We start from the raw sequence: 20,193 nt of genomic DNA on the forward strand, positions 1-20,193 counted from the left end.
CAAGCGCCACACGGACGTGCTCGAGCGTGTTTCAGACACCCGACTCCACCCGCCGACTCCCCAAGGGCCAGAAACCTGAAGGCAACCACCAAAGCCGAAAACAGATGACCTCACTACCCTGGCTAGAACAAGACCAACTCTGGTTCCCCCCCGCCGAGCAGGCCCTGGACGACCCGGACGGATTGTTGGCGCTGGGCGGCGACCTCTCCACCGAACGGCTCAAACTCGCTTACCGCAACGGCATATTCCCCTGGTTCAGCGACGACCAGCCCATACTCTGGTGGTCCCCCAGCCCCAGATGCGTCCTTTTCCCGGAAGAAATCCACGTCTCCAGAAGCCTCCGGCGCACCCTCAACCGCGGCTATTTCACCATCACCGCCGACCAGGCCTTCCCCCGCATCATCCGCCTCTGCGCCAACACCCGTGCCGAAGGCACCTGGATAACTCAGGATATGATTGACAGCTATGGCCAGCTTCACAAACAGGGGGTCGCCCACTCCATCGAAGTATGGAATCCAAAGGGAGAACTGGCCGGCGGCATGTACGGCCTGGCCATTGGCCGCTGCTTTTTTGGCGAGTCCATGTTTTCACTGGAAACCAATGCCTCGAAAGTACTGATGGTCCATCTGGCCAACCAGCTCCGGGACTGGGGGTACCGGATTATGGATTGTCAGGTGGAAAGCGGCCACCTATTGCGAATGGGCGCACGAAGTATTCCACGCAGCGAATTTTTATCTATACTCAGGACATGCGTCGACAGTAGTCCGGACCACAGCGACTGGGGCTTCCGGTGGCAGTGGCCCGGCCCGGAGGTGTGAATGAGCAATCTCAGGACCCTGGTGTTTTTTGCCACGCCGGCCCACGACTGCAGTTACCTGCCAGATCGCGAAGCAACCACCATGTTCGTCGACCCAAGGGCGCATGTGGACAAGCGGTTATACAGCCAGCTGACCGCCCTGGGCTTCCGTCGAAGTGGCTCGCATTACTATCGCCCCCACTGCGAAAACTGCAATGCCTGCGTCCCTGTCAGGCTCAAGGTGGAACAGTTCCAGCCAGACCGCAGCCAGCGCAGGGTCATGAAAAAGAACGCCGACCTTAGCTGCCGCATGGTCAAGGCAACCTTCTCGGAACGGTATTACAGTCTCTACGCGCATTACATTGAACAGCGGCACTCTGACGGCGACATGTACCCACCCTCCCGCGAACAGTTCATGTCGTTCCTGGTGGAGGGCGCCACCGATTCCTGGTTTGTCGAAATCATGGACGGAGACAACCTGGTTGGCCTGGCCGCCGTGGACATGCTGGACGAAGGCCTGTCAGCCATCTATACCGTATTTGATCCTGCCTATGAAAGCCGAAGCCTGGGCACCTTTGCGGTGCTCTGGCAGATCGAGGAAGCAAAACGACGGGGGCTCCCACACCTGTATCTGGGTTATTGGATCGAAGAATGCCGTAAAATGAATTACAAAACACGATTCCGCCCGATCGAAGCGCTCCAGGACGGGCAATGGCACATCATGGAGGTTAACTGATTTTGCCAAATGGCGGTAAATCAGGCAGAATTGCGCAATTTAAAATCACAGCAAGCCAATTTACGAGGTTTTTACTGAATGGCGAAGTCCGATGCTATTGAAATGGAAGGCGTTATTGTTGATACGCTTCCAAACACCATGTTCCGGGTTGAACTCGAAAACGGCCATATTGTGACCGCTCACATTTCTGGCAAGATGCGCAAGAACTACATCCGCATTCTGACAGGCGACAAGGTCAAGGTGGAGCTGACCCCGTACGATCTGAGTAAAGGGCGCATCGTTTACCGCGCTCGTTGATAGCCTTGAGACATAAAAAGGCCCTGGTGTCTCCACCAGGGCCTTTCTTTATCTTACAGCCAAACCTGTTTCCGCTTTCCTAAACCGCTTCCGCAGGCTCGTCCTCATACTCAAATTGCAGTTCGCCATCCTTGAGGTGAATGTGGACATCGCCACCGTGTTCTGACAACCGACCGAACAATATCTGTTCCGCCAAGGGACGCTTGATCTTGTCCTGGATCAGACGTGCCATCGGGCGCGCGCCCATGGTGACGTCATAGCCCTTCTCTGCCAGCCACTCTTTCGCCGCGTCGTCCACATGGAGCACCACATGCTTCTCATCCAGCTGTGCCTGAAGTTCGGTCAGGAACTTGTCCACCACGTGGGTGATGGTGGCCGGCTGGAGATCACCGAACTGGATAATGCCGTCCAGACGGTTGCGGAATTCCGGCGTGAAGGTCTTGGAAATGATTTCCATACCATCCGTGCTGTGGTCCTGCTCGCTGAAGCCAATGGAACGACGGGCCATGCTTTCGGCACCGGCGTTGGTGGTCATCACCAGGATCACATGACGGAAATCTGCCTTACGACCGTTGTTATCCGTGAGCGTACCGTGATCCATGACCTGCAACAGCAGGTTGAAGACCTCCGGATGAGCCTTTTCGATCTCATCCAGCAACAGCACGCAATGCGGATGCTTACTGACGGATTCCGTCAGCAGACCACCCTGGTCGTAACCGACATAGCCTGGAGGCGCACCGATCAACCGGGACACCGTATGCCGTTCCATATACTCGGACATGTCGAAGCGGACCAGCTCAATACCCAACACCTTGGCCAGTTGCTTGGTGACTTCGGTCTTGCCCACACCCGTGGGGCCGGCAAACAGGAAAGCACCTTCCGGCTTCTCCGGCGCCTTCAGGCCAGCACGGGCCAGCTTGATGGCAGTGGACAACGACTCGATGGCCGGATCCTGCCCGAAGACCACCATCTTGAGGTCCCGCTCCAGGTTGCGCAGCAGGTCCTTGTCGCTGGTGGACACGTTCTTCGGCGGGATGCGGGCGATGTTGGCCACCACATCCTCGATTTCCGACACGTCGATTGTCTTCTTGCGTTTGGACACCGCCAGCAGACGCTGGTGAGCACCGGCTTCGTCGATCACGTCAATGGCCTTATCCGGCAAATGGCGATCGGTGATGTAGCGCTCAGAAAGCTCCGCCGCCACACGCAGTGCCTGGTCGGTGTATTTCAGGTCATGGTGCTTCTCGAAATTGGATTTCAGCCCCTTGAGGATCTGGAAGGTATCCTCAACGCTGGGTTCGTTCACATCAATCTTCTGGAAACGGCGAGCCAGCGCGCTGTCCTTCTCGAAAATGCCACGGAATTCCTGGAAGGTGGTGGAGCCAATGCAACGGATTTCCCCTGAACTCAGCATGGGCTTGAGCAGATTGGAGGCATCCATCACACCGCCGGATGCGGACCCGGCACCGATGATGGTGTGGATCTCATCGATGAACAGAATCGCATGCTTCTCTTTCTTCAATTCTGCAAGCAGCCCCTTCAGCCGCTTCTCGAAATCACCGCGGTACTTGGTACCGGCCAGCAGAGCACCAAGGTCGAGTGAATAGACCACTGCATCGGAAATGATCTCCGGCACCTGGCTATCCACGATGCGCTTGGCAAGGCCTTCGGCAATCGCAGTCTTCCCCACGCCAGCCTCGCCCACCAGGAGCGGATTGTTCTTGCGACGGCGGACCAGTATCTGTACAACCCGCTCGACTTCGTGTTCACGGCCGATCAACGGATCAATGCGGCCCTGTCGGGCCTGATCATTCAGGTTGGTTGCGTAGCTTTCCAGTGGGCGTGACGCGCCGCCTTCTTCAGCGGCTTCATCGTGGGACGCCTGGTCGTGGCCCTCCTGGTCTTCGGCACCCTGAACGCGAGAGATACCATGGGAAACAAAGTTCACCACATCAATGCGGGCGATGCTCTGCTTCTTGAGCACATACACCGCCTGGCTCTCCTGCTCACTGAAGATGGCCACCAGTACATTGGCACCGGTCACCTCCTTCTTGCCAGAGGATTGCACGTGAAAAACAGCACGCTGAAGCACGCGCTGGAATCCGAGCGTGGGTTGCGTTTCCCGCTCGCTGTCGTTGCTGGGGATCAGTGGTGTGGTTGAATCCACAAACTCTACGAGTTCTTCCTGAAGCCGGGCCAGATCTGCACCGCATGCTTTCAGGACGCCCACTGCCGATTCGTTGTCGAGCAAGGCCAGCAAAAGATGCTCGACGGTCATGAACTCATGACGCTTGTCGCGGGCACTTTTGAAAGCCGTATTCAGTGTAATTTCAAGATCTTTGCTCAGCATGGGCCACCCCAAGGTCTATCAGTCCGCACGTTCAATCTCGCAAAGGAGCGGATGTTCGCATTCCGAGGAATACTGGTTCACCTGTGCCGCCTTTGTTTCCGCGATGTCCCGGGTATATACCCCGCATACAGCCTTTCCCTGCGTATGGACGAGCAGCATCACCTGCGTCGCCTTTTCTTCGTTCATACCGAAGAATGTCATCAACACATCCACAACGAAATCCATGGGTGTGTAATCGTCGTTCAGAAGCAGAACCCTGAAGCGCGCGGGGCGCTTGAGGGCGGGCTTCTCGGGAGCAACGCTGACATCGTCCTGACGCCCTGGTTGTTCGTCCTCCCCCTGATTTAATACTAGTAGAGAATTCTGGATAGTCCGCATGATTCTTTACCGGAAATCGGTGCCTCTGCTTAAAGATGGTTGTCTGCCGCCCGGTTTTCAAGGTACCTCCGGTAACCGGGCGTGCACTGGTTATCAATATCCTCATGATACAGGCTCCGGCCCCGGTTCAACCATACATTCCGGCTATAACTGCTATTGACTCTGAGCGAATATTGGTCAACAGTACGATAGCAATGTAAAATATTGTAAATTGGCGTAAGAAGCCTGTAACAGGCTGCAATCCGTGCAAGGCGAAACGCTCGGTAATAATATCAATAACAAAGACACTGACAGTGAAAGAACAGGGGAGTTCATCATGCCAAGAGGCAAGGTAAAGTGGTTCAACAATGCCAAGGGTTATGGCTTCATTATCGAGGAAGGCTGCAGTGACGATCTGTTTGCTCACTTCTCTTCAGTGCAAATGGAAGGTTACAAAACCTTAAAGGCCGGCCAGGCCGTCACCTTCGATAAAAAGCCTAGCGATAAGGGGATCCACGCGGTCAACATTGTCCCAGAAGAGCAGCCACGGAAGCAGAGCTCACCGGAGGACTCTTCTGAAAAAGCATCCGGCAGCGATGACGACGTGGAACGGGATCAAGACAGCGGATACCAGGATCAGCCCCGCGCAGCTAACGCCTGAATGCTGACACTGCCACAACCCGGGCAGACAACACCGGCTCGCTATGACCGGCAAGTCAGTCTGCGTCCGGACGTTCGGTCGTTCCGAAACCAGTTGGGGCGGCCGAGCCCAGGGGCGTAGCCCCTCCCCTCGTTTTCTTCTGGCATAATGCGCCTTTTCAAATTCGATTCCCCAAATCGAGGTTCATTTGCCACGATGGCAACGCTGATTCTGTTCAATAAACCGTTCCGGGTTCTTTGCCAATTTACCGACGAGAAAGGCGGTACGGACGGCACCGTCCGCTCCACCCTCGCCGACTGGCTTACTATTCCCGCCATCTACCCTGCCGGCAGGCTTGACTATGACTCGGAAGGCCTCCTGCTGCTGACGGATGACGGACAGCTGCAACAGCGAATCGCCTCTCCGCGGCTGAAAATGCCAAAAACGTATTGGGTTCAGGTCGAAGGCGAGATCAGCGAAACGGCGCTGAACCAACTGCGCGAAGGCGTGGAACTGAAAGACGGTAAGACTCGCCCAGCCGAAATATCAACGATGGCACCACCAGAGATCTGGCCCAGAAACCCGCCAGTGCGGCACCGGGCATCGATCCCCACAAGTTGGGTAAAGATCACCATTACCGAGGGTAAAAATCGGCAGGTCCGCCGTATGACTGCGGCGGTCGGCTTCCCTACCCTGCGATTGATTCGCTATGGTATTGGAGACTGGACCCTGGACGGGCTTTCGCCCGGCGAATACAGGGCGACCATCGTACATGCGCCCGCACCTCCGCCGGGTAACGCGGCGCGGAAGCCGGCGAAATTTCGCAAACACCCACCCCGGAGGCGCTCCCGCCCATGACCTGGACACCCCACGCCACAGTCGCCGTTATTGTTGAAGATGACCAGGGCCGTTTTTTGCTGGTTGAGGAGCTCAGCCATGGTCAGGTGGTGCTCAACCAGCCTGCTGGCCACGTAGAGGAAGGCGAAAGGATTCTTGACGCCGCACAGCGGGAAACGCTGGAGGAGACTGGCTGGGAGGTGGTACCTCAACACTTTCTTGGCGTCTACACCTATAAGGCCCCCGCCAACGGCGTTACCTACTACCGGTTTTGTTTCTCAGCCAGGGCCCTGAGCCGCGTGACCGATGAGCTGGACGACGGCATTATCGCCGCCCACTGGTTAACACCCAGCGAAATTCGCTCACAGGCCGACAAGCTTCGGAGCCCTCTGGTCATGCAATGCATAGAAGATTACCGAAACGGACGCCGCTTTCCCCTGGATGTCATCGTCGAGCCGCAGACGTAACCTGGCTTAAATGCTAGAATCCGCCCCTTTGACCCCGACAGACCCAGACATGACTAAAGCACCTGAAAATACCCGAGTGATTGTCGGCATGTCCGGCGGCGTAGACTCTTCCGTGGCAGCCTGGCTCCTGAAGGACCAGGGCTACCAGGTGGAAGGCCTGTTCATGAAAAACTGGGACGAGGATGACGGCACCGAATACTGCACCGCCATGACCGATCTGGCAGACGCTCAGGCAGTAGCGGAAACTATCGGTATTACGCTGCACACCGCCAGTTTTGCGGCGGAATACTGGGACCGGGTATTCGAGCACTTCCTGTCGGAATACAAGGCCGGCCGGACCCCGAATCCCGATATCCTCTGCAACAAGGAAGTGAAATTCCGGGCGTTTCTGGATTACGCCATTACCCTGGGCGCTGACTACATTGCCACCGGTCACTACACCCGCCAGCGTCCTCTGGACGACGGCAGTGGTGGAGCCGAACTGCTCAAGGGCCTTGACCCCAATAAGGACCAGAGCTACTTCCTGCACGCCGTCTCCGGCGAACGTATTGCCCGCACGCTCTTTCCAGTGGGCGAGCTTGAAAAACCGGAAGTACGGCGCATTGCCGCCGAACAGGGCTTTATCACCCACGACAAGAAAGACTCCACCGGTATCTGCTTTATCGGGGAACGTAAGTTCCGGGATTTCCTCAAACAGTACATTCCCGCACAACCCGGAAATATCGAGACCCCCGATGGCCAGGTGATCGGCCGGCATCAGGGCCTGATGTACCACACCATTGGCCAGCGTCAAGGCCTGGGCATTGGCGGCCTGAGTGAGTTTGGCGACGAGCCCTGGTACGTCGCGGAGAAAGACCTGTCCCGCAACGTACTGGTTGCCGTTCAGGGCAAGCACCATCCCCTGCTGTTCTCCCGGGGGCTGATCAGCGGACCGGTGGATTGGATTGCCGGCGAAGCTCCGGCAGCGGAATTCCGCTGCAAGGCCAAGACCCGCTACCGCCAACCGGACCAGGACTGTACGGTGACTGCCCTGGACAACGGGTTCAGGGTTGTCTTTGACGACGCACAGCGCGCCGTCACTCCAGGTCAGTCGGTCGTGTTTTACCGCAACGAGGTCTGCCTTGGTGGCGGCGTTATCGAACAAACCTGGCGGGACGGTGAGCAGGCGCCCACAGGAACTGAAAGCAAGGCGGAAGGAGCCGGCGCATGAGCCGATCGATACACGACCAGACCCTGGCTCTGGCGGGCGTCTTCCAGGCCTCTGCTCTGGTTCAGCAAATAGCCCATTCCGGCCAGTGCGCGGAGTCCAGCTTTGAAACCTGCCTGCGTTCACTGTTCGCCACGCAGCCTGAAACGACCCTGGATGTGTTCGGCGGTGAACTGAAGGACCTGCGTGAAGGCCTTTCCACCCTCGCCAGCGTAATGAGCCAACAGAGCAAACAGCAGGACATTGAAGTACTGCGTTACGCCCTGAACCTGATCAATCTCTCTTCCAAGCTTCGTCAAAACAGCGATATGCTGGATGTGATCGGCAGTCGGATCGATCAGGCCCGGCACACCGCGAGCCATTTCGGCTACAACCACAGCAACCTGATTGCCAATGTGGCGTCGATTTACACGGACACCATCAGCACCTTCCGCCAGCGTATCCAGGTCAGCGGTGAACCTACCATTCTTCAACGTGAGGAAAATGCGGCCAAGGTACGTGCCCTGTTACTGGCCGGCATTCGCTCCGCCGTACTTTGGCACCAGACCGGTGGCCGCCGCTGGCAGCTTATCTTCACTCGCCGCAAGGTCATCATGACCGCCCGGGAGTTGGCGGAGAAGGCAAACCGCTCGGTTTACGACTGAATCCCGGCCATCACTGGTGTATCATATGCGCCCCCAGTTTTTCTTTTGACCGTATCTTTGATGACTTGAGAGGTTTTCGATGGAACTCAACGCCCTGACCGCCATTTCCCCGGTCGATGGACGCTATGGCAGTAAAGTCAGCGTTTTTCGTAATATTTTCAGTGAGTATGGCCTGATCAGGAACCGCGTGACCGTTGAGCTCCGCTGGCTGCAGAAACTGGCGGCCCATCCCGACATCACTGAAGTGCCAGCCTTCTCTGCCGACGCCAACCAATTTCTGGATCGAATGATTTCGGAGTTCAGCCTGGCAGACGCGGAACGGATCAAAGGCATTGAACGCACCACCAACCATGACGTAAAGGCGGTGGAATACTTCATCAAGGAAAAGATTGCCGAGACTCCAGAACTGCACGCCGTTACTGAATTCGTGCATTTTGCCTGTACCTCTGAGGACATCAACAACCTGTCCCATGCCCTGATGTTGCGTGAAGGGCTGGACCACGGCCTGCTGCCGGCCATGGAGCGCATCGTTGACCGGCTGGCAGAGCTGGCCCATGAGCACGCGGAACAACCCATGCTGTCCCGCACCCATGGCCAGACAGCCTCGCCCTCCACCGTCGGCAAGGAACTGGCCAACGTGGTTCACCGCTTGCGCCGGCAGGTGAAACAGATTCGCGCCGTAGAGCTGATGGGCAAGATTAACGGAGCCGTGGGCAACTACAACGCCCACCTGTCTGCCTACCCATCGATCGACTGGGCCCAGAATGCCAAGGACTTCATTGAAAGCCTGGGACTGGACTGGAACCCCTACACCACCCAGATCGAACCCCACGATTACATCGCCGAGCTCTACGACGCTATTGCGCGCTTCAACACCATTCTGATCGATCTGGACCGGGATATCTGGGGTTACATCTCCCTGGGCTACTTCAAGCAGAAAACCGTGGAAGGCGAAGTAGGCTCGTCCACCATGCCCCATAAGGTCAATCCGATTGATTTCGAGAACTCTGAAGGCAACCTGGGCATCGCCAACGCCCTGTTCAGCCATCTTTCGGCCAAGCTGCCCATTTCCCGTTGGCAACGTGACCTGACCGACTCAACCGTTCTGCGCAACCTCGGCGTGGGTTTCGCACACAGCCTGATTGCCTACGAGGCCACCCTGAAAGGTCTGGGTAAACTGGAAATCAACCCGACACGTCTGGACGAGGACCTGGATCACGCCTGGGAAGTGCTGGCGGAGCCGATCCAGACCGTTATGCGCCGGTACAACATCGAGAAGCCCTACGAAAAGTTGAAGGCGCTGACCCGTGGCAAGGCCATGACACCGGATGTAATCAAGGCCTTTGTGGAGTCGCTGGAGATCCCCGATGCCGCCAAAGCCGAACTGATGGAACTGACACCGGGTAGCTATATTGGCAACGCCACACAACAGGCACGGGATATCTGAACCATGCAATTGCCCGGCGGAATGCCCGCCCAGGAATTCCTGCGGGACTACTGGCAAAAAAAACCACTGGTCATCCGCCAGGCCTTTGCAGGCTTTGAGTGCCCTGTCTCGGCCGACGAACTGGCGGGATTGGCCTGCGAGGACGCTGTTGAATCCCGCATTGTGATCGAGAACGACAACGGCAAACCCTGGCAGTTGCACAACGGTCCTTTCGAGCCCGAACGTTTCAGCAAGCTGCCGGACAGTCACTGGACACTACTGGTTCAGGGTCTTGACCACTGGGTTCCAGACTTCGCGGACCTGCTGGACGAATTCCGTTTCGTACCCAACTGGCGGCTGGATGACATCATGGCCAGTTATGCGCCAAGAGGTGGCAGCGTAGGCCCCCACTACGACCAGTACGATGTCTTCCTTTTGCAGGCCGAGGGGCACCGGCGCTGGACCTTTGGCGGCCATTGTGACCACACCTCGCCGCGCGTGGACGGTACGCCGCTACGAATCCTGAGCAGTTGGGATGGCGAGGAAACGGTAACCCTGGCACCGGGAGACATGCTGTACCTGCCACCGGGCGTTGGCCACCACGGGGTCGCCGAGGACGACTGCATCACCCTGTCTATCGGGTTCCGAGCGCCTACGGTCGACGACGTGCTGACAGGCTTCACCGACTTCCTGTGCAGCCGCTCCGATGCCTTTGAACACCTGGACGATCCGGACCTGAAGATCCAGGACAACCCCGGCGCCATCGGGCCCGACGTTATCCATCGGCTTGACCGCCTCATCCGCGACCAACTCAGTGATCAACGCCAGTTGGCGCTCTGGTTCGGCCAGTACTCAACGGCGCCCAAGAGCCTGGAGATCGTCGTGCCCGCGGAAGAGCCGGTCACACCAGAATTGCTGGGTGAATTGATTGCGGCCGGCAATCCTTTACGCTGGAACGAAGGCTCACGTTTCGCCTACCATGACTTTGATGACGAAACAGCCCTGTTCGTGGACGGCGAGCAGTTCCTGCTTCGGGGCGACGCGCGGCCCCTGGCAGCCCTTCTTTGTGCCGGCGCTCGTCCGGACATGGGCGCACTGGCCAGTTTTTCCGGTGACGATGCCATACAGGGTCTTCTGAGCACCCTGGTCAACCAGGGCTCTCTGTACTTTGACTGACATCTGACTGAAACCTGGGTGAAGGCAGCATGAACGTACGGGTTCGAAAATACAGCTGGCAACTGGCGCCGGCCGATGTCCGGAACATTCGTCAGTCCGTATTTGTGGACGAGCAGAAAGTCCCACCAGAACTGGAGTGGGACGACACTGACGAAATTGCCGACCACTACCTGATGGTATTGCCCGACAACACCCCCGTTGGCGTCGCACGCCTGTTTTCCACCCTTGAGGAAACCGCACACATTGGCCGCATGGCCATCCTGCCTGCCCATCGGGGCAAGGGTCTGGGCGAAGTCCTGCTGCGCCATCTTGTCTCCGAAGCCGCAGAGCGGTTCACCGAGCTGCAACTTTCCGCCCAGGAACACGCCATCCCCTTCTACCAACGCTCGGGCTTTCACGTGTCCTCCGACCTCTACGATGACGCCGGCATCCCCCATGTCGACATGCGCTGCCTGGCTCCGAAGCTGGTGAACGACGCCTACTCAACCCGCGAGAATCCAATGTTGTTGGGTGAAGATCGGGACGCCTGGCTGTTTGACCGCGAGAACACCATGGTAGAACTGATCGACTCCCTGGCTGGCCAGGCACGGCAGCGGCTCTGGCTGTATGACCGAGTGCTGGACCATGATCTCTATGACCGCCTGCGTTTCCGGGAACTGATATCCAGCCTGGCCCGAAGCCATCGGCTCAGTGACGTGCGGCTTCTGATCCACGATGACAAGCCGCTGGTCCAGCGCCGTCACCAGATTGTTGAACTGATGCGCCGCCTGCCCAGCCGGATTGAACTGAGGCTGGTGAACGAGGACTATCCGGTGGACGACCAGCCCTTCCTGCTTGCGGACCGCGAAGGCGTGGTTTACCGGCATGACTTCTACAAGCCGGAAGGCTTTGCAACGTTTGCCAACAGCGGCCGGGTCAAACTGCTGGCGGAGTCGTTCCAGCGCATGTGGGATGCTGGAAGGAGCTCTCTGGAACTGCGAGAACTACCGCTCTGAGTGGCGGATACCGGGCACCCCGGTGGATTCAAACTGTGCTCCGAACGGGGCAAATTCCGCGTCTACCTCTTCCGCCACTTCGGCAATCAGCTTACGTAACCACTGGTGATCCGTGTTGTGTTGCAACAACGGGCTCCAGGCCATCTTGAGCTCGAACGGCGGTATCTCGAACGGTGGCACCTTAACCACCAGGTTGGCATTGTCTTTCTGCAACCAGGCCGCCCGGCACGGCAGGGTGGCGATCAGGTCATGCTGTTCCGCCAGCAGCATCGCCACCTGGTAATGCCGCGTAAACACGGAGATCTGGCGTTTTCGGCCCATCAGCGACAAAGCCTCGTCCACCCACCCCAGGCGCTGGACGTCCTTCGGATTCACCCCTACCCCAACACCAAAACCGGTCTTGCTAACCCAGATATGGCTGGCGTCCAGGTACGTATCGAGGGTAAACGGCTCCTTGAGGATCGGATTACGTGCATTCATCAGACAGGCAAAGTATTCCGTCCACAACGTTTTCTGGTGAAACGACTGGGGGATCTTGTCAAAACGGTTGATCGCCATATCGAGACGCCCCTGCTCCACGTCGAGGAAACTCACATCACTGGGCGTCAGGACATCCAGAGTCACGTGAGGGGCTTCCTGGCGGATTCGACGGAGCACCCGTGGCATCAGGCAGGATTCCGCGTAGTCGCTGGCCATGATTCGGAACACGCGCTGACTTTCCATAGCCGCGAACGCGGTTTTCTCGTGAACGGCCTGCTCAATATCAGAAAGGATGCTACGCACCAGTGGCTGAAGCTCAGTGGCACGCTCGGTTGCGGTCATACCCTCACTGGTACGAACCAGCAGCGGGTCACCGAACAGGTCCCGCAATCGGCGCAGACCATTGCTCATCGCGGGCTGGGTAATCCCGAGATGATTAGCGGCTTTGGTGACGTTCCGCTCCCGTAACAGTACGTCGAGATAAACAAGCAGATTGAGGTCTACCCGGGAAATGTCCATGAAGTGGCCCTATCGGAGGTAACACATAAAACGGCTTTTATTCACTAGAATAATGGTCAGCAGGATATCAATTCATCGAATTGATATGAAGCAGCAATCTTTCACATTTCGCAACGGAATCATCCCGGGTTTTCTGCTAATCTTCCGGATACTTGCTGGACTTCTCCGGATTTTTTTCTGTGGCCGGAGCTGCCAGTGGCCTATCCATTTAGCCGGAGCGTTTGCAACAAGATGGATACCACAATGATTGTGCTGCTGCTGGCGGCTGTCGTTACCGTTTCGATCATTATTATTGTGGCCAGTCAGATGCGAGAGCGCGCACGTATCGAGCGTATTCGTAAAACAACAGCTCTGGAAGACAGCTACAACAGAGCCAGCCGCCTGCTCTCCGAAATTCCGGGCCAGTATTTCACTGCAGATCTGAAACTGTTATTGATCAAGCGGATGGAGGAGTCTTGCAAAGACCTCCAGGCCCTGAAATCTGATCAGCCCGTTGAAGAACGACTGAGTGCTGTACAACAGCTGAAAAAGTCCGTTATGGACGGCGAAGACAAGCGCGCTCCGATCAAAATTGATTCCCCGGAAAAGTCCACCTATGTTCAGGAGCTGCTGCAGAACCTGTTCAAGATGATCGAAAGCATGCACAAGGCTGGTAAGATTGATAGCGCCACAGCCAAGAAAAACCTTAAATTCGTGTTGTTTCTGGTGCACAAGACCCACGCCGACCTGCATGTATTCCAGGCACGCGATTATGTGAAGCAGAACCAGATTCGAAAGGCCATTCACGCCTATCATCTGGCCAGTACCGAAATGGGCAAGTCCAGGGACAACCCAATGGCCATGAAAGCCGTTAAAAGCTTCCGTACCCGCATTAAGGAGCTGGAGGTCTTGAAGGGAGATGACGTCCACAGTGCCGCGACAGCAGGACCGTCCAGCCTGGACAAGGAATGGGACACGTTCCTCCACGACGATGAGTGGCGCAAGAAAGCCGATTACGACGACTAAGCGTTGGCTGGCGCCGCGCCAAAACCACCGAAACGTTATGACAGGGACCGTGAAACGCCGTGACAACTGCATTCCAAAAGCGGCTATCCTATCGCCTGACCCGTGACACCGTTTTAATCGCAATGGTGTTGGGCCTTATGCTCAACATTGTCCAGGTCACTCTCGATTATTTCAGCGCCAGGGACTCCATGGAACAGGAGATCCGTGCGCTCATCGAAATTAGCCACAGCCCCGCTTCCCAGATCGCCTATAACATTGACATCCGGCTTGCGGAAGAGCTTCTTGACGGCCTACTTCGCCATCCCGCAACGATCGACGCCCGCATTATCGACAACAATGGCCAAACCATGGCTGCCGCGAGCCAGAGTAGCCCTGATTCACGTTATCGTTGGATCAGCGACCTGTTGTTCGGCGACAGCCGCGTATTCAGCCAGGAGCTGGTGGTGCCGCAACTGAGCGATCTTCCCCTAGGGAGTCTCACGGTGACCATTGATACCTACCACTACGGCCTGCTGTTCCTCCAACGGGCAGCCTATACGGTCATCAGCGGCCTACTGAAAAGCCTGGTGCTGACCGCTGCTCTGTTGTTCATTTTCTTCTTCGTGTTGACCCGGCCCATGCTGAACGTTATCGGTGCTCTTAGCCGGGTTAAGGCTGAGACGCCCGAAAAGGTCCGTCTTCCAGTACCGGAAAATCATCGTGAAGATGAGATCGGCCTGATGGTAGGTGTTATCAATCAACACCTGGAAACCATTGATTCCAGCCTCGCACAGCTCAGGATGGCCGAAAGTGCGATGAAGAACTACTCCAGCCAGCTGGAACAGGAGGTGGAAGACCGTACACGGGAAATTTCCGAGAAAAATGAAGCCTTGCAGCGAGGCAATCGCGCACTGGTTCGCGCCAAAGAGGATGCTGTACGCCGCGCCAGGGCCCGTGCCAACTTCCTGGCCAGCATGAGTCATGAGATACGCACACCACTCAACGGTGTTCTCGGGATGCTTGGCCTGGCCTTGGAAGGCGACATGGAACAGGCGCAACGAAACCGGCTGGAAATTGCGCTCAACGCAGGCCAGAGCCTGCTCGGCCTATTGAACGACATTTTGGACATATCCAAGGTCGAAGCCGGGAAGCTGAGCCTGGAGAACATCCCGTTTTCGCTCCGCAATTTGGTGGAAGAGTGCGCAACGCTGCATGCCCAGCAAGCCAGGCGAAAAAATATTGATGTCGTGGCGGATATTGATTGTGAACTGCCAGAATCCTTCCTGGGCGACCCGACCCGCACACGGCAGATCCTCAACAACCTGCTCAGCAATGCCATTAAGTTCACTAAGCTGGGTTGCGTTCGAATTCGTGCCACCCGCTACAACGGCAACGTGCGCATTGACGTTATTGACACCGGCATTGGCATGTCCAAGGAAGGACTGCATCGCATATTCTCACCTTTCTCTCAGGCAGACAGCGATACCACCCGGCTCTATGGTGGCACTGGCCTGGGCCTGACATTATGTCGTCAACTGGTGGAACGGATGCACGGCCAGATCCTGGTAGACTCCGAGGAAGATGAAGGCACGCATTTCACCGTTAATCTGCCCCTCCCGGTTCATGATGAGCAAGAGAGCAGTCCGTCGATACCTCCCATTCCAGACCGACTCCGGCAGATAGGGGTGGATATGGGTCTACCCCAGGAATATCCACATCGCGGCCCCATTGAGCATCAACTGAGAGCCTGGAGCATTCCACTACGCGATGCCGCACGTGGCGGAGAAGGAATCCTGATGATCGTCGCCGACAAAAGCGACGAAACCGCAGGTCAGCTTGCCTCGGCCTGGCCGGGCACCGGCATTATCCTGGTGGACAGGGACAGCACCACCCAGCCCTCCGAAGATCGTCAGATACTGTCGATGCCACTGAGGCGTGAGCAATTGTTCCGCGCTCTTTGCAGGGCCGCCGGGCTGGAGCAGGACGCCACCGGTAGCAGGGCAGCCGCCAGCGGCACGCCAGCCAGCGCGCCACGCGCACTCAACCTTTTACTGGTCGAAGATAATCAGGTCAATCAGGTGGTCGCCAGCGGCATGCTGAAAAAGCTGGGCCACACCGTCACCCTGGCCGAAAACGGCAGGCAGGCACTGGAAGCCTTGCAACAGAGCGGGGGGGCATTCGATATTGTATTAATGGATTGCCAGATGCCGGTGATGGACGGCTATGAGGCCACCCGCAATATTCGTGCAAACCCCGAGTGGCAGGATTTACCCGTGATCGCGGTCACCGCCAACGTCATGCAGGGGGACCGGGACGACTGCCTTGAGTCCGGCATGAACGACTACATGACCAAGCCGTACAATCGCGCTGACCTGGAATCCATTATCGACCGCTGGGCCCCTCCTCAGCCTCCAGAAGGCTGAGGACCGATCGCAACTCTTCCCTCAGTTCCACAATGCGCTCCTGATCAATGCCGGTACCGCACAGCAGGCGGCCGGGAATATCCCGAGCCTCCTGGCGCATGGCACTGCCCTTCTCGGTGGGGGCGACCGTAACCACTCTCTCATCGATGGTATCCCGCAAACGGGTTACCAGACCACGCTCGGCCAGACGTTTGAGCAGCGGCGTCAGGGTACCGGAATCCAGGCGTAGCCGTTTGCCCAGGTCAGACACCCTGACCGTCTGTCCGTTCTCCCCCGCTTCCCACAGCACCAACATGACCAGATACTGCGGATAGGTCAGATTCAGTTCCGCCAGCAGCGGACGGTAGCGGGCGGTTATTGCCCGGTTGGCTGCATAGAGGGCAAAACAGAGCTGATTGTCCAGCGTCAGGATGTCGTCTTCGTCAGTCATGGTTTACAGTAACGCTTCAATGTCAGCGCGAATGGCAGACGGCTTGGTGGTTGGTGGGTAACGACGCACTACGTCACCATCACGATTCACGAGGAACTTGGTAAAATTCCATTTAACGGCTTCGGAACCCAACAGCCCCTTGGCACTGTGCTTCAGGTACTCAAACAGTGGGTGGGCATTAGGGCCGTTGACGTCAATCTTTGCGAACATGGGAAAGTCCACGCCGTAGTTAAGGCTACAAAATTCACTGATGGCCTTGTCGTCCGCCGGGTCCTGATTCCGGAACTGGTTACAGGGGAAACCGAGCACTTCGAGACCGTTTTCTTTCAGATCGACGTACAGGGACTGCAAACCCTCGAACTGTGGGGTAAAACCGCACTTGCTGGCCGTGTTCACAATCAACAGAACTTTGCCACGGAACTCACCCAGGGAGTGCTCCTCGCCACGAATATCGGCCGCGTTAAAGTCGTAGATGCTTTGCGTGCTCATTACATTCCTCCCTTGTATTTTTCGCTATTATATTGTGCACAACCCTATTTACAACTGATTCCGTCATGGTTGTCACGCTCAGTTCATGGAATCTGTGAGCTTTGGGCGTTAAATCTCCGCATTTGTGCCACAATTCATCACAATTGGCCTGTTGCCGCCGGCCGTTGCTCCGCTAGAATACAGGCTTGTCTTTGAAACATGACACTTGTCACCTTACTGATCTGAGGAACTACCGGGCTTATGCAGAACTATCTCAAATCCGCCAAGCTGGATAACGTGTGTTACGAGATACGTGGCGTGGTTCTGCGTGAAGCCCGTCGGCTGGAGGAAGAGGGCCACCGGGTTCTCAAACTCAACATCGGCAACCCAGCGGCTTTCGAACTGGACGTTCCTGAGGAAATCCAGCAGGACGTTATTCACAACATGCCCCTGGCCCAGGGGTATGTTGAATCAAAAGGGTTGTTCTCCGCCCGTAAGGCCGTGATGCACTATTGCCAGCAACGGAGCATCGACAAGGTGGATATCGACGATATCTATCTGGGCAATGGCGTCAGCGAAATGATTGTGATGTCCATGCAGGCCATGCTCAATACCGGCGACGAGGTGCTGATCCCAGCCCCTGACTACCCGCTCTGGACTGCCGCCGTGACCCTGTCCAGCGGCAAGCCGGTTCACTACCGATGCGACGAGCAACAGGACTGGTTCCCGGATATCGACGATATCCGCAAGAAAATAACTCGCCGCACCCGGGCTATCGTGCTTATCAACCCCAACAACCCGACCGGCGCCGTGTACTCCCGCGAATTGCTGGAACAGGTGGTGGAGCTGGCGCGGCAACACAACCTGATCGTGCTATCAGACGAGATCTACGACAAAATCCTGTACGACGGCACTGAACACGTACCCACCGCGTCACTGGCCGATGACGTGCTGTTCTTTACCTATAACGGCCTGTCCAAGAACTACCGTGCCGCCGGCTACCGTTCCGGCTGGATGATTATCAGCGGCGCCAAACACCGCGCGCAGGACCTGATCGAGGGCATCGAAATGCTCTCCAACATGCGCTTGTGCGCCAATGTACCGGCACAGCTGGCCATCCAGACCGCGCTGGGGGGCTACCAGTCGATTGAAGATCTGGTGGCACCGGGTGGTCGCCTGTTCGAACAACGGGAAACCGCCTGGAACCTGCTCAATGATATTCCAGGTGTCAGTTGCGTGAAGCCCAAGGGCGCGCTTTACCTGTTTCCGAAGCTGGACCCAAAGCGCTTTCCTATCGTCAATGACGAAAAGCTGGTATTGGACCTGCTGCTGCAGGAACGGATTCTCCTGGTTCAGGGTTCCGCCTTTAACATCGACGACAAGCAACACCTGCGTGTAGTTTTCCTGCCCCGTGAGGACGCCCTTGAGGATGCCATGAAGCGTTTGGCCCACTTCCTGTCGTCCTACCAGTTGTGAAGGAGGCTTGATGGCGGACATTCATATCGAAGAGTTCTACAAGGACGCCGCAATCGCTCTGGTTCAGCTCTATAATGCGTTTCCCCGCCGGGTGAACCTGTTTGTGGAAGACATTGCTGGCGCTGACGAACCAGACGAGTTCGGGCTCCACAGCAAGCGGCACATGGCCTGCTTCGGCACCCTGCTCTGGTTGGCCGAGGAAGGCCTGCTCCGCTACGTGGATACCATCCGCCAGGAAGCCCTGGACCAGGCCGTGCTGACCCAGCGGGCGTTCGTGCGGCTGAGCTCACCTGCCAGCCCTGACCTGCTTGAGGAAAACCACTCCGATAGCGGGCAGAACCTGCCTCCGGCCATTCGAGAGGACTTCTCCACTCATATCCACACACTTCGCAACGCCCTCCGAAGCGGCAGCTCCGCGAAAATCAGCCGCGTAATGCAAGCGACGTTCTTTCACGACCGTTCCGATCATTAAATTGGCGTAAACCTGTTGAACATGGCCACGCTGGCCACATATAAATACCCAGACACAAACCGCGGTTTGCAGCCGATGATTCAACAAGGGATTCAAGATGCGTATTCTGCTGTTTCTTGCCACCAACCTGGCTGTCATTCTTGTCGCCAGCTTCACCCTGAAACTTCTGGGTGTTGACAGCTACCTCGCCCAGAACGGGATCCAGTACGGCTCACTGCTTGCCTTTGCCGCGGTCTTCGGCTTTGCCGGCGCCATTATATCGCTGCTGATTTCAAAACCCGTGGCTAAGTGGAGTACCAAGGCGAAGGTGATCGAGTCGCCACGCACACCGGCTGAGCGCTGGCTGGTAGACACCGTTCGCGAGCTTTCGAAAAATGCCGGCATCGGTATGCCGGAAGTCGCCATTTTCCCAGCCTCACAATCCAATGCCTTTGCCACCGGCTGGAACAGGAACAACTCCCTGGTAGCCGTCAGCGAGGGACTGCTGCACCGCTTTAACAAGGATGAGATTCGTGCGGTCCTGGGCCACGAAATAGGTCACGTGGCCAACGGCGATATGGTAACCCTGGCGCTGATTCAGGGTGTGGTGAACACGTTCGTGATTTTTGCCTCCCGTGTGATCGGCTCGTTTGTTGACCGCGTGGTGTTCAAGAACGAGAGCGGGCACGGTATCGGCTTCTTTGTGGTCAGTATCGCGGCGGAAATCGTGCTGGGCATTCTTGCCAGCACCATCGTGTTCTGGTTCTCCCGACGTCGGGAATACCGTGCCGACATCGCTGGCGCGCAACTGGCAGGCCGTGGGGCCATGATCAACGCGTTGGCGCGGCTAAAACAGGAAAGCGAAGTACCTGATCAAATGCCCGACAGCCTGCAGGCGTTTGGCATCAATCGAGGTGCAAGGGCGGGAATCAGCGCCCTGTTCATGACACACCCGCCGCTGGACAGCCGGATTGAGGCTCTGAAGAGCGCGCCACTTTAATAGGTTGCCAATAAGTGCGAACAGACGCGTTCGC

At 57.0% G+C, this 20,193-nt stretch carries 21 protein-coding genes; 16 read left to right on the top strand and 5 right to left on the bottom strand.

Annotated features, from left to right (window positions below):
• Positions 1-104 precede the first annotated feature (104 nt).
• The 3 genes from aat to infA all read left to right on the top strand — a co-directional run bounded on the left by aat (position 105) and on the right by infA (position 1,829).
• Entirely contained in the window at positions 105-818 is a 714-nt protein-coding gene (aat, locus tag AC13D2_RS14690; protein ID WP_420391111.1) for a leucyl/phenylalanyl-tRNA--protein transferase, read from the top strand.
• Positions 819-1,532, top strand: a complete 714-nt coding sequence (locus AC13D2_RS14695) for an arginyltransferase (RefSeq protein ID WP_292049289.1) — start codon at positions 819-821, stop codon at positions 1,530-1,532.
• Between the two features lie 78 nt (positions 1,533-1,610).
• Entirely contained in the window at positions 1,611-1,829 is a 219-nt protein-coding gene (gene infA / locus AC13D2_RS14700; protein WP_007153725.1) for a translation initiation factor IF-1, read from the top strand.
• A 79-nt stretch (positions 1,830-1,908) separates the two neighbouring features.
• Here the strand turns inward: infA and clpA are convergent, their stop codons facing one another.
• Complete coding sequence (gene clpA / locus AC13D2_RS14705) at positions 1,909-4,179, bottom strand: ATP-dependent Clp protease ATP-binding subunit ClpA (protein WP_300495744.1); 2,271 nt, start codon at positions 4,177-4,179, stop codon at positions 1,909-1,911.
• An 18-nt stretch (positions 4,180-4,197) separates the two neighbouring features.
• Positions 4,198-4,557, bottom strand: coding sequence for an ATP-dependent Clp protease adapter ClpS (gene clpS, locus AC13D2_RS14710; protein WP_137434762.1), 360 nt, complete (start codon positions 4,555-4,557; stop codon positions 4,198-4,200).
• Positions 4,558-4,873: 316 nt separating this feature from the next.
• Here clpS and AC13D2_RS14715 point away from each other — a divergent pair, with 316 nt between their 5' ends.
• The 8 genes from AC13D2_RS14715 to AC13D2_RS14750 all read left to right on the top strand — a co-directional run bounded on the left by AC13D2_RS14715 (position 4,874) and on the right by AC13D2_RS14750 (position 11,928).
• Positions 4,874-5,197 (top strand): cold shock domain-containing protein, encoded by a 324-nt coding sequence (locus AC13D2_RS14715; RefSeq protein ID WP_292049395.1) that lies wholly within the window; start codon positions 4,874-4,876, stop codon positions 5,195-5,197.
• Between the two features lie 195 nt (positions 5,198-5,392).
• Positions 5,393-6,034 (top strand): pseudouridine synthase, encoded by a 642-nt coding sequence (locus AC13D2_RS14720; RefSeq protein ID WP_292049292.1) that lies wholly within the window; start codon positions 5,393-5,395, stop codon positions 6,032-6,034.
• Positions 6,031-6,480 (top strand): NUDIX hydrolase, encoded by a 450-nt coding sequence (locus AC13D2_RS14725; protein ID WP_292049293.1) that lies wholly within the window; start codon positions 6,031-6,033, stop codon positions 6,478-6,480. The genes AC13D2_RS14720 and AC13D2_RS14725 overlap by 4 nt, the downstream gene beginning before the upstream one ends.
• A 49-nt stretch (positions 6,481-6,529) precedes the next feature.
• The gene (mnmA, locus tag AC13D2_RS14730; RefSeq protein ID WP_482938844.1) at positions 6,530-7,690 is read left to right on the top strand and encodes a tRNA 2-thiouridine(34) synthase MnmA; all 1,161 of its coding nucleotides are present in this window, start codon (positions 6,530-6,532) and stop codon (positions 7,688-7,690) included.
• A complete protein-coding gene (gene hflD / locus AC13D2_RS14735; RefSeq protein WP_292049295.1) occupies positions 7,687-8,331 on the top strand; it encodes a high frequency lysogenization protein HflD in 645 nt (214 codons plus the stop codon). Before mnmA ends, hflD begins: the two co-directional genes overlap by 4 nt.
• 79 nt (positions 8,332-8,410) lie before the next feature.
• Entirely contained in the window at positions 8,411-9,778 is a 1,368-nt protein-coding gene (gene purB / locus AC13D2_RS14740) for an adenylosuccinate lyase (RefSeq protein WP_482938845.1), read from the top strand.
• A 3-nt stretch (positions 9,779-9,781) separates the two neighbouring features.
• Complete coding sequence (locus AC13D2_RS14745; RefSeq protein ID WP_482938846.1) at positions 9,782-10,933, top strand: JmjC domain-containing protein; 1,152 nt, start codon at positions 9,782-9,784, stop codon at positions 10,931-10,933.
• A 29-nt stretch (positions 10,934-10,962) separates the two neighbouring features.
• Positions 10,963-11,928, top strand: a complete 966-nt coding sequence (locus AC13D2_RS14750; protein WP_482938847.1) for a GNAT family N-acetyltransferase — start codon at positions 10,963-10,965, stop codon at positions 11,926-11,928.
• On the opposite strand, the gene AC13D2_RS14755 is transcribed toward AC13D2_RS14750, so the two are convergent.
• Positions 11,917-12,927 (bottom strand): LysR family transcriptional regulator, encoded by a 1,011-nt coding sequence (locus AC13D2_RS14755; RefSeq protein ID WP_007153713.1) that lies wholly within the window; start codon positions 12,925-12,927, stop codon positions 11,917-11,919. The genes AC13D2_RS14750 and AC13D2_RS14755 overlap by 12 nt on opposite strands.
• A 231-nt stretch (positions 12,928-13,158) precedes the next feature.
• Between AC13D2_RS14755 and AC13D2_RS14760 the strand changes: the two genes are divergently transcribed.
• Together AC13D2_RS14760 and AC13D2_RS14765 are read left to right on the top strand one after the other, a co-directional pair.
• Positions 13,159-13,932 (top strand): hypothetical protein, encoded by a 774-nt coding sequence (locus tag AC13D2_RS14760; protein ID WP_300495761.1) that lies wholly within the window; start codon positions 13,159-13,161, stop codon positions 13,930-13,932.
• A 59-nt stretch (positions 13,933-13,991) separates the two neighbouring features.
• The gene (locus AC13D2_RS14765) at positions 13,992-16,334 is read left to right on the top strand and encodes a hybrid sensor histidine kinase/response regulator (protein WP_420388983.1); all 2,343 of its coding nucleotides are present in this window, start codon (positions 13,992-13,994) and stop codon (positions 16,332-16,334) included.
• Here AC13D2_RS14765 and AC13D2_RS14770 read toward each other — a convergent pair.
• Positions 16,294-16,764, bottom strand: a complete 471-nt coding sequence (locus tag AC13D2_RS14770; protein WP_292049302.1) for a MarR family winged helix-turn-helix transcriptional regulator — start codon at positions 16,762-16,764, stop codon at positions 16,294-16,296. The genes AC13D2_RS14765 and AC13D2_RS14770 overlap by 41 nt on opposite strands.
• 3 nt (positions 16,765-16,767) lie before the next feature.
• Positions 16,768-17,253, bottom strand: coding sequence for a glutathione peroxidase (locus tag AC13D2_RS14775; protein ID WP_300495764.1), 486 nt, complete (start codon positions 17,251-17,253; stop codon positions 16,768-16,770).
• Positions 17,254-17,493: 240 nt separating this feature from the next.
• On the opposite strand from AC13D2_RS14775, the gene AC13D2_RS14780 reads away from it, so the two are divergent.
• The 3 genes from AC13D2_RS14780 (at position 17,494) to htpX (ending at position 20,159) form a co-directional block, all read left to right on the top strand.
• Positions 17,494-18,708: a pyridoxal phosphate-dependent aminotransferase gene (locus tag AC13D2_RS14780; protein ID WP_482938848.1), complete on the top strand. Its 1,215-nt coding sequence runs from the start codon at positions 17,494-17,496 to the stop codon at positions 18,706-18,708.
• A 10-nt stretch (positions 18,709-18,718) separates the two neighbouring features.
• Positions 18,719-19,180 (top strand): hypothetical protein, encoded by a 462-nt coding sequence (locus AC13D2_RS14785; RefSeq protein WP_300495769.1) that lies wholly within the window; start codon positions 18,719-18,721, stop codon positions 19,178-19,180.
• A gap of 97 nt (positions 19,181-19,277) precedes the next feature.
• The gene (htpX, locus tag AC13D2_RS14790; RefSeq protein ID WP_292049306.1) at positions 19,278-20,159 is read left to right on the top strand and encodes a protease HtpX; all 882 of its coding nucleotides are present in this window, start codon (positions 19,278-19,280) and stop codon (positions 20,157-20,159) included.
• The last annotated feature ends 34 nt before the right edge of the window (positions 20,160-20,193 follow it).

It is taken from the genome of Marinobacter sp. B-12 (genome assembly GCF_056857915.1).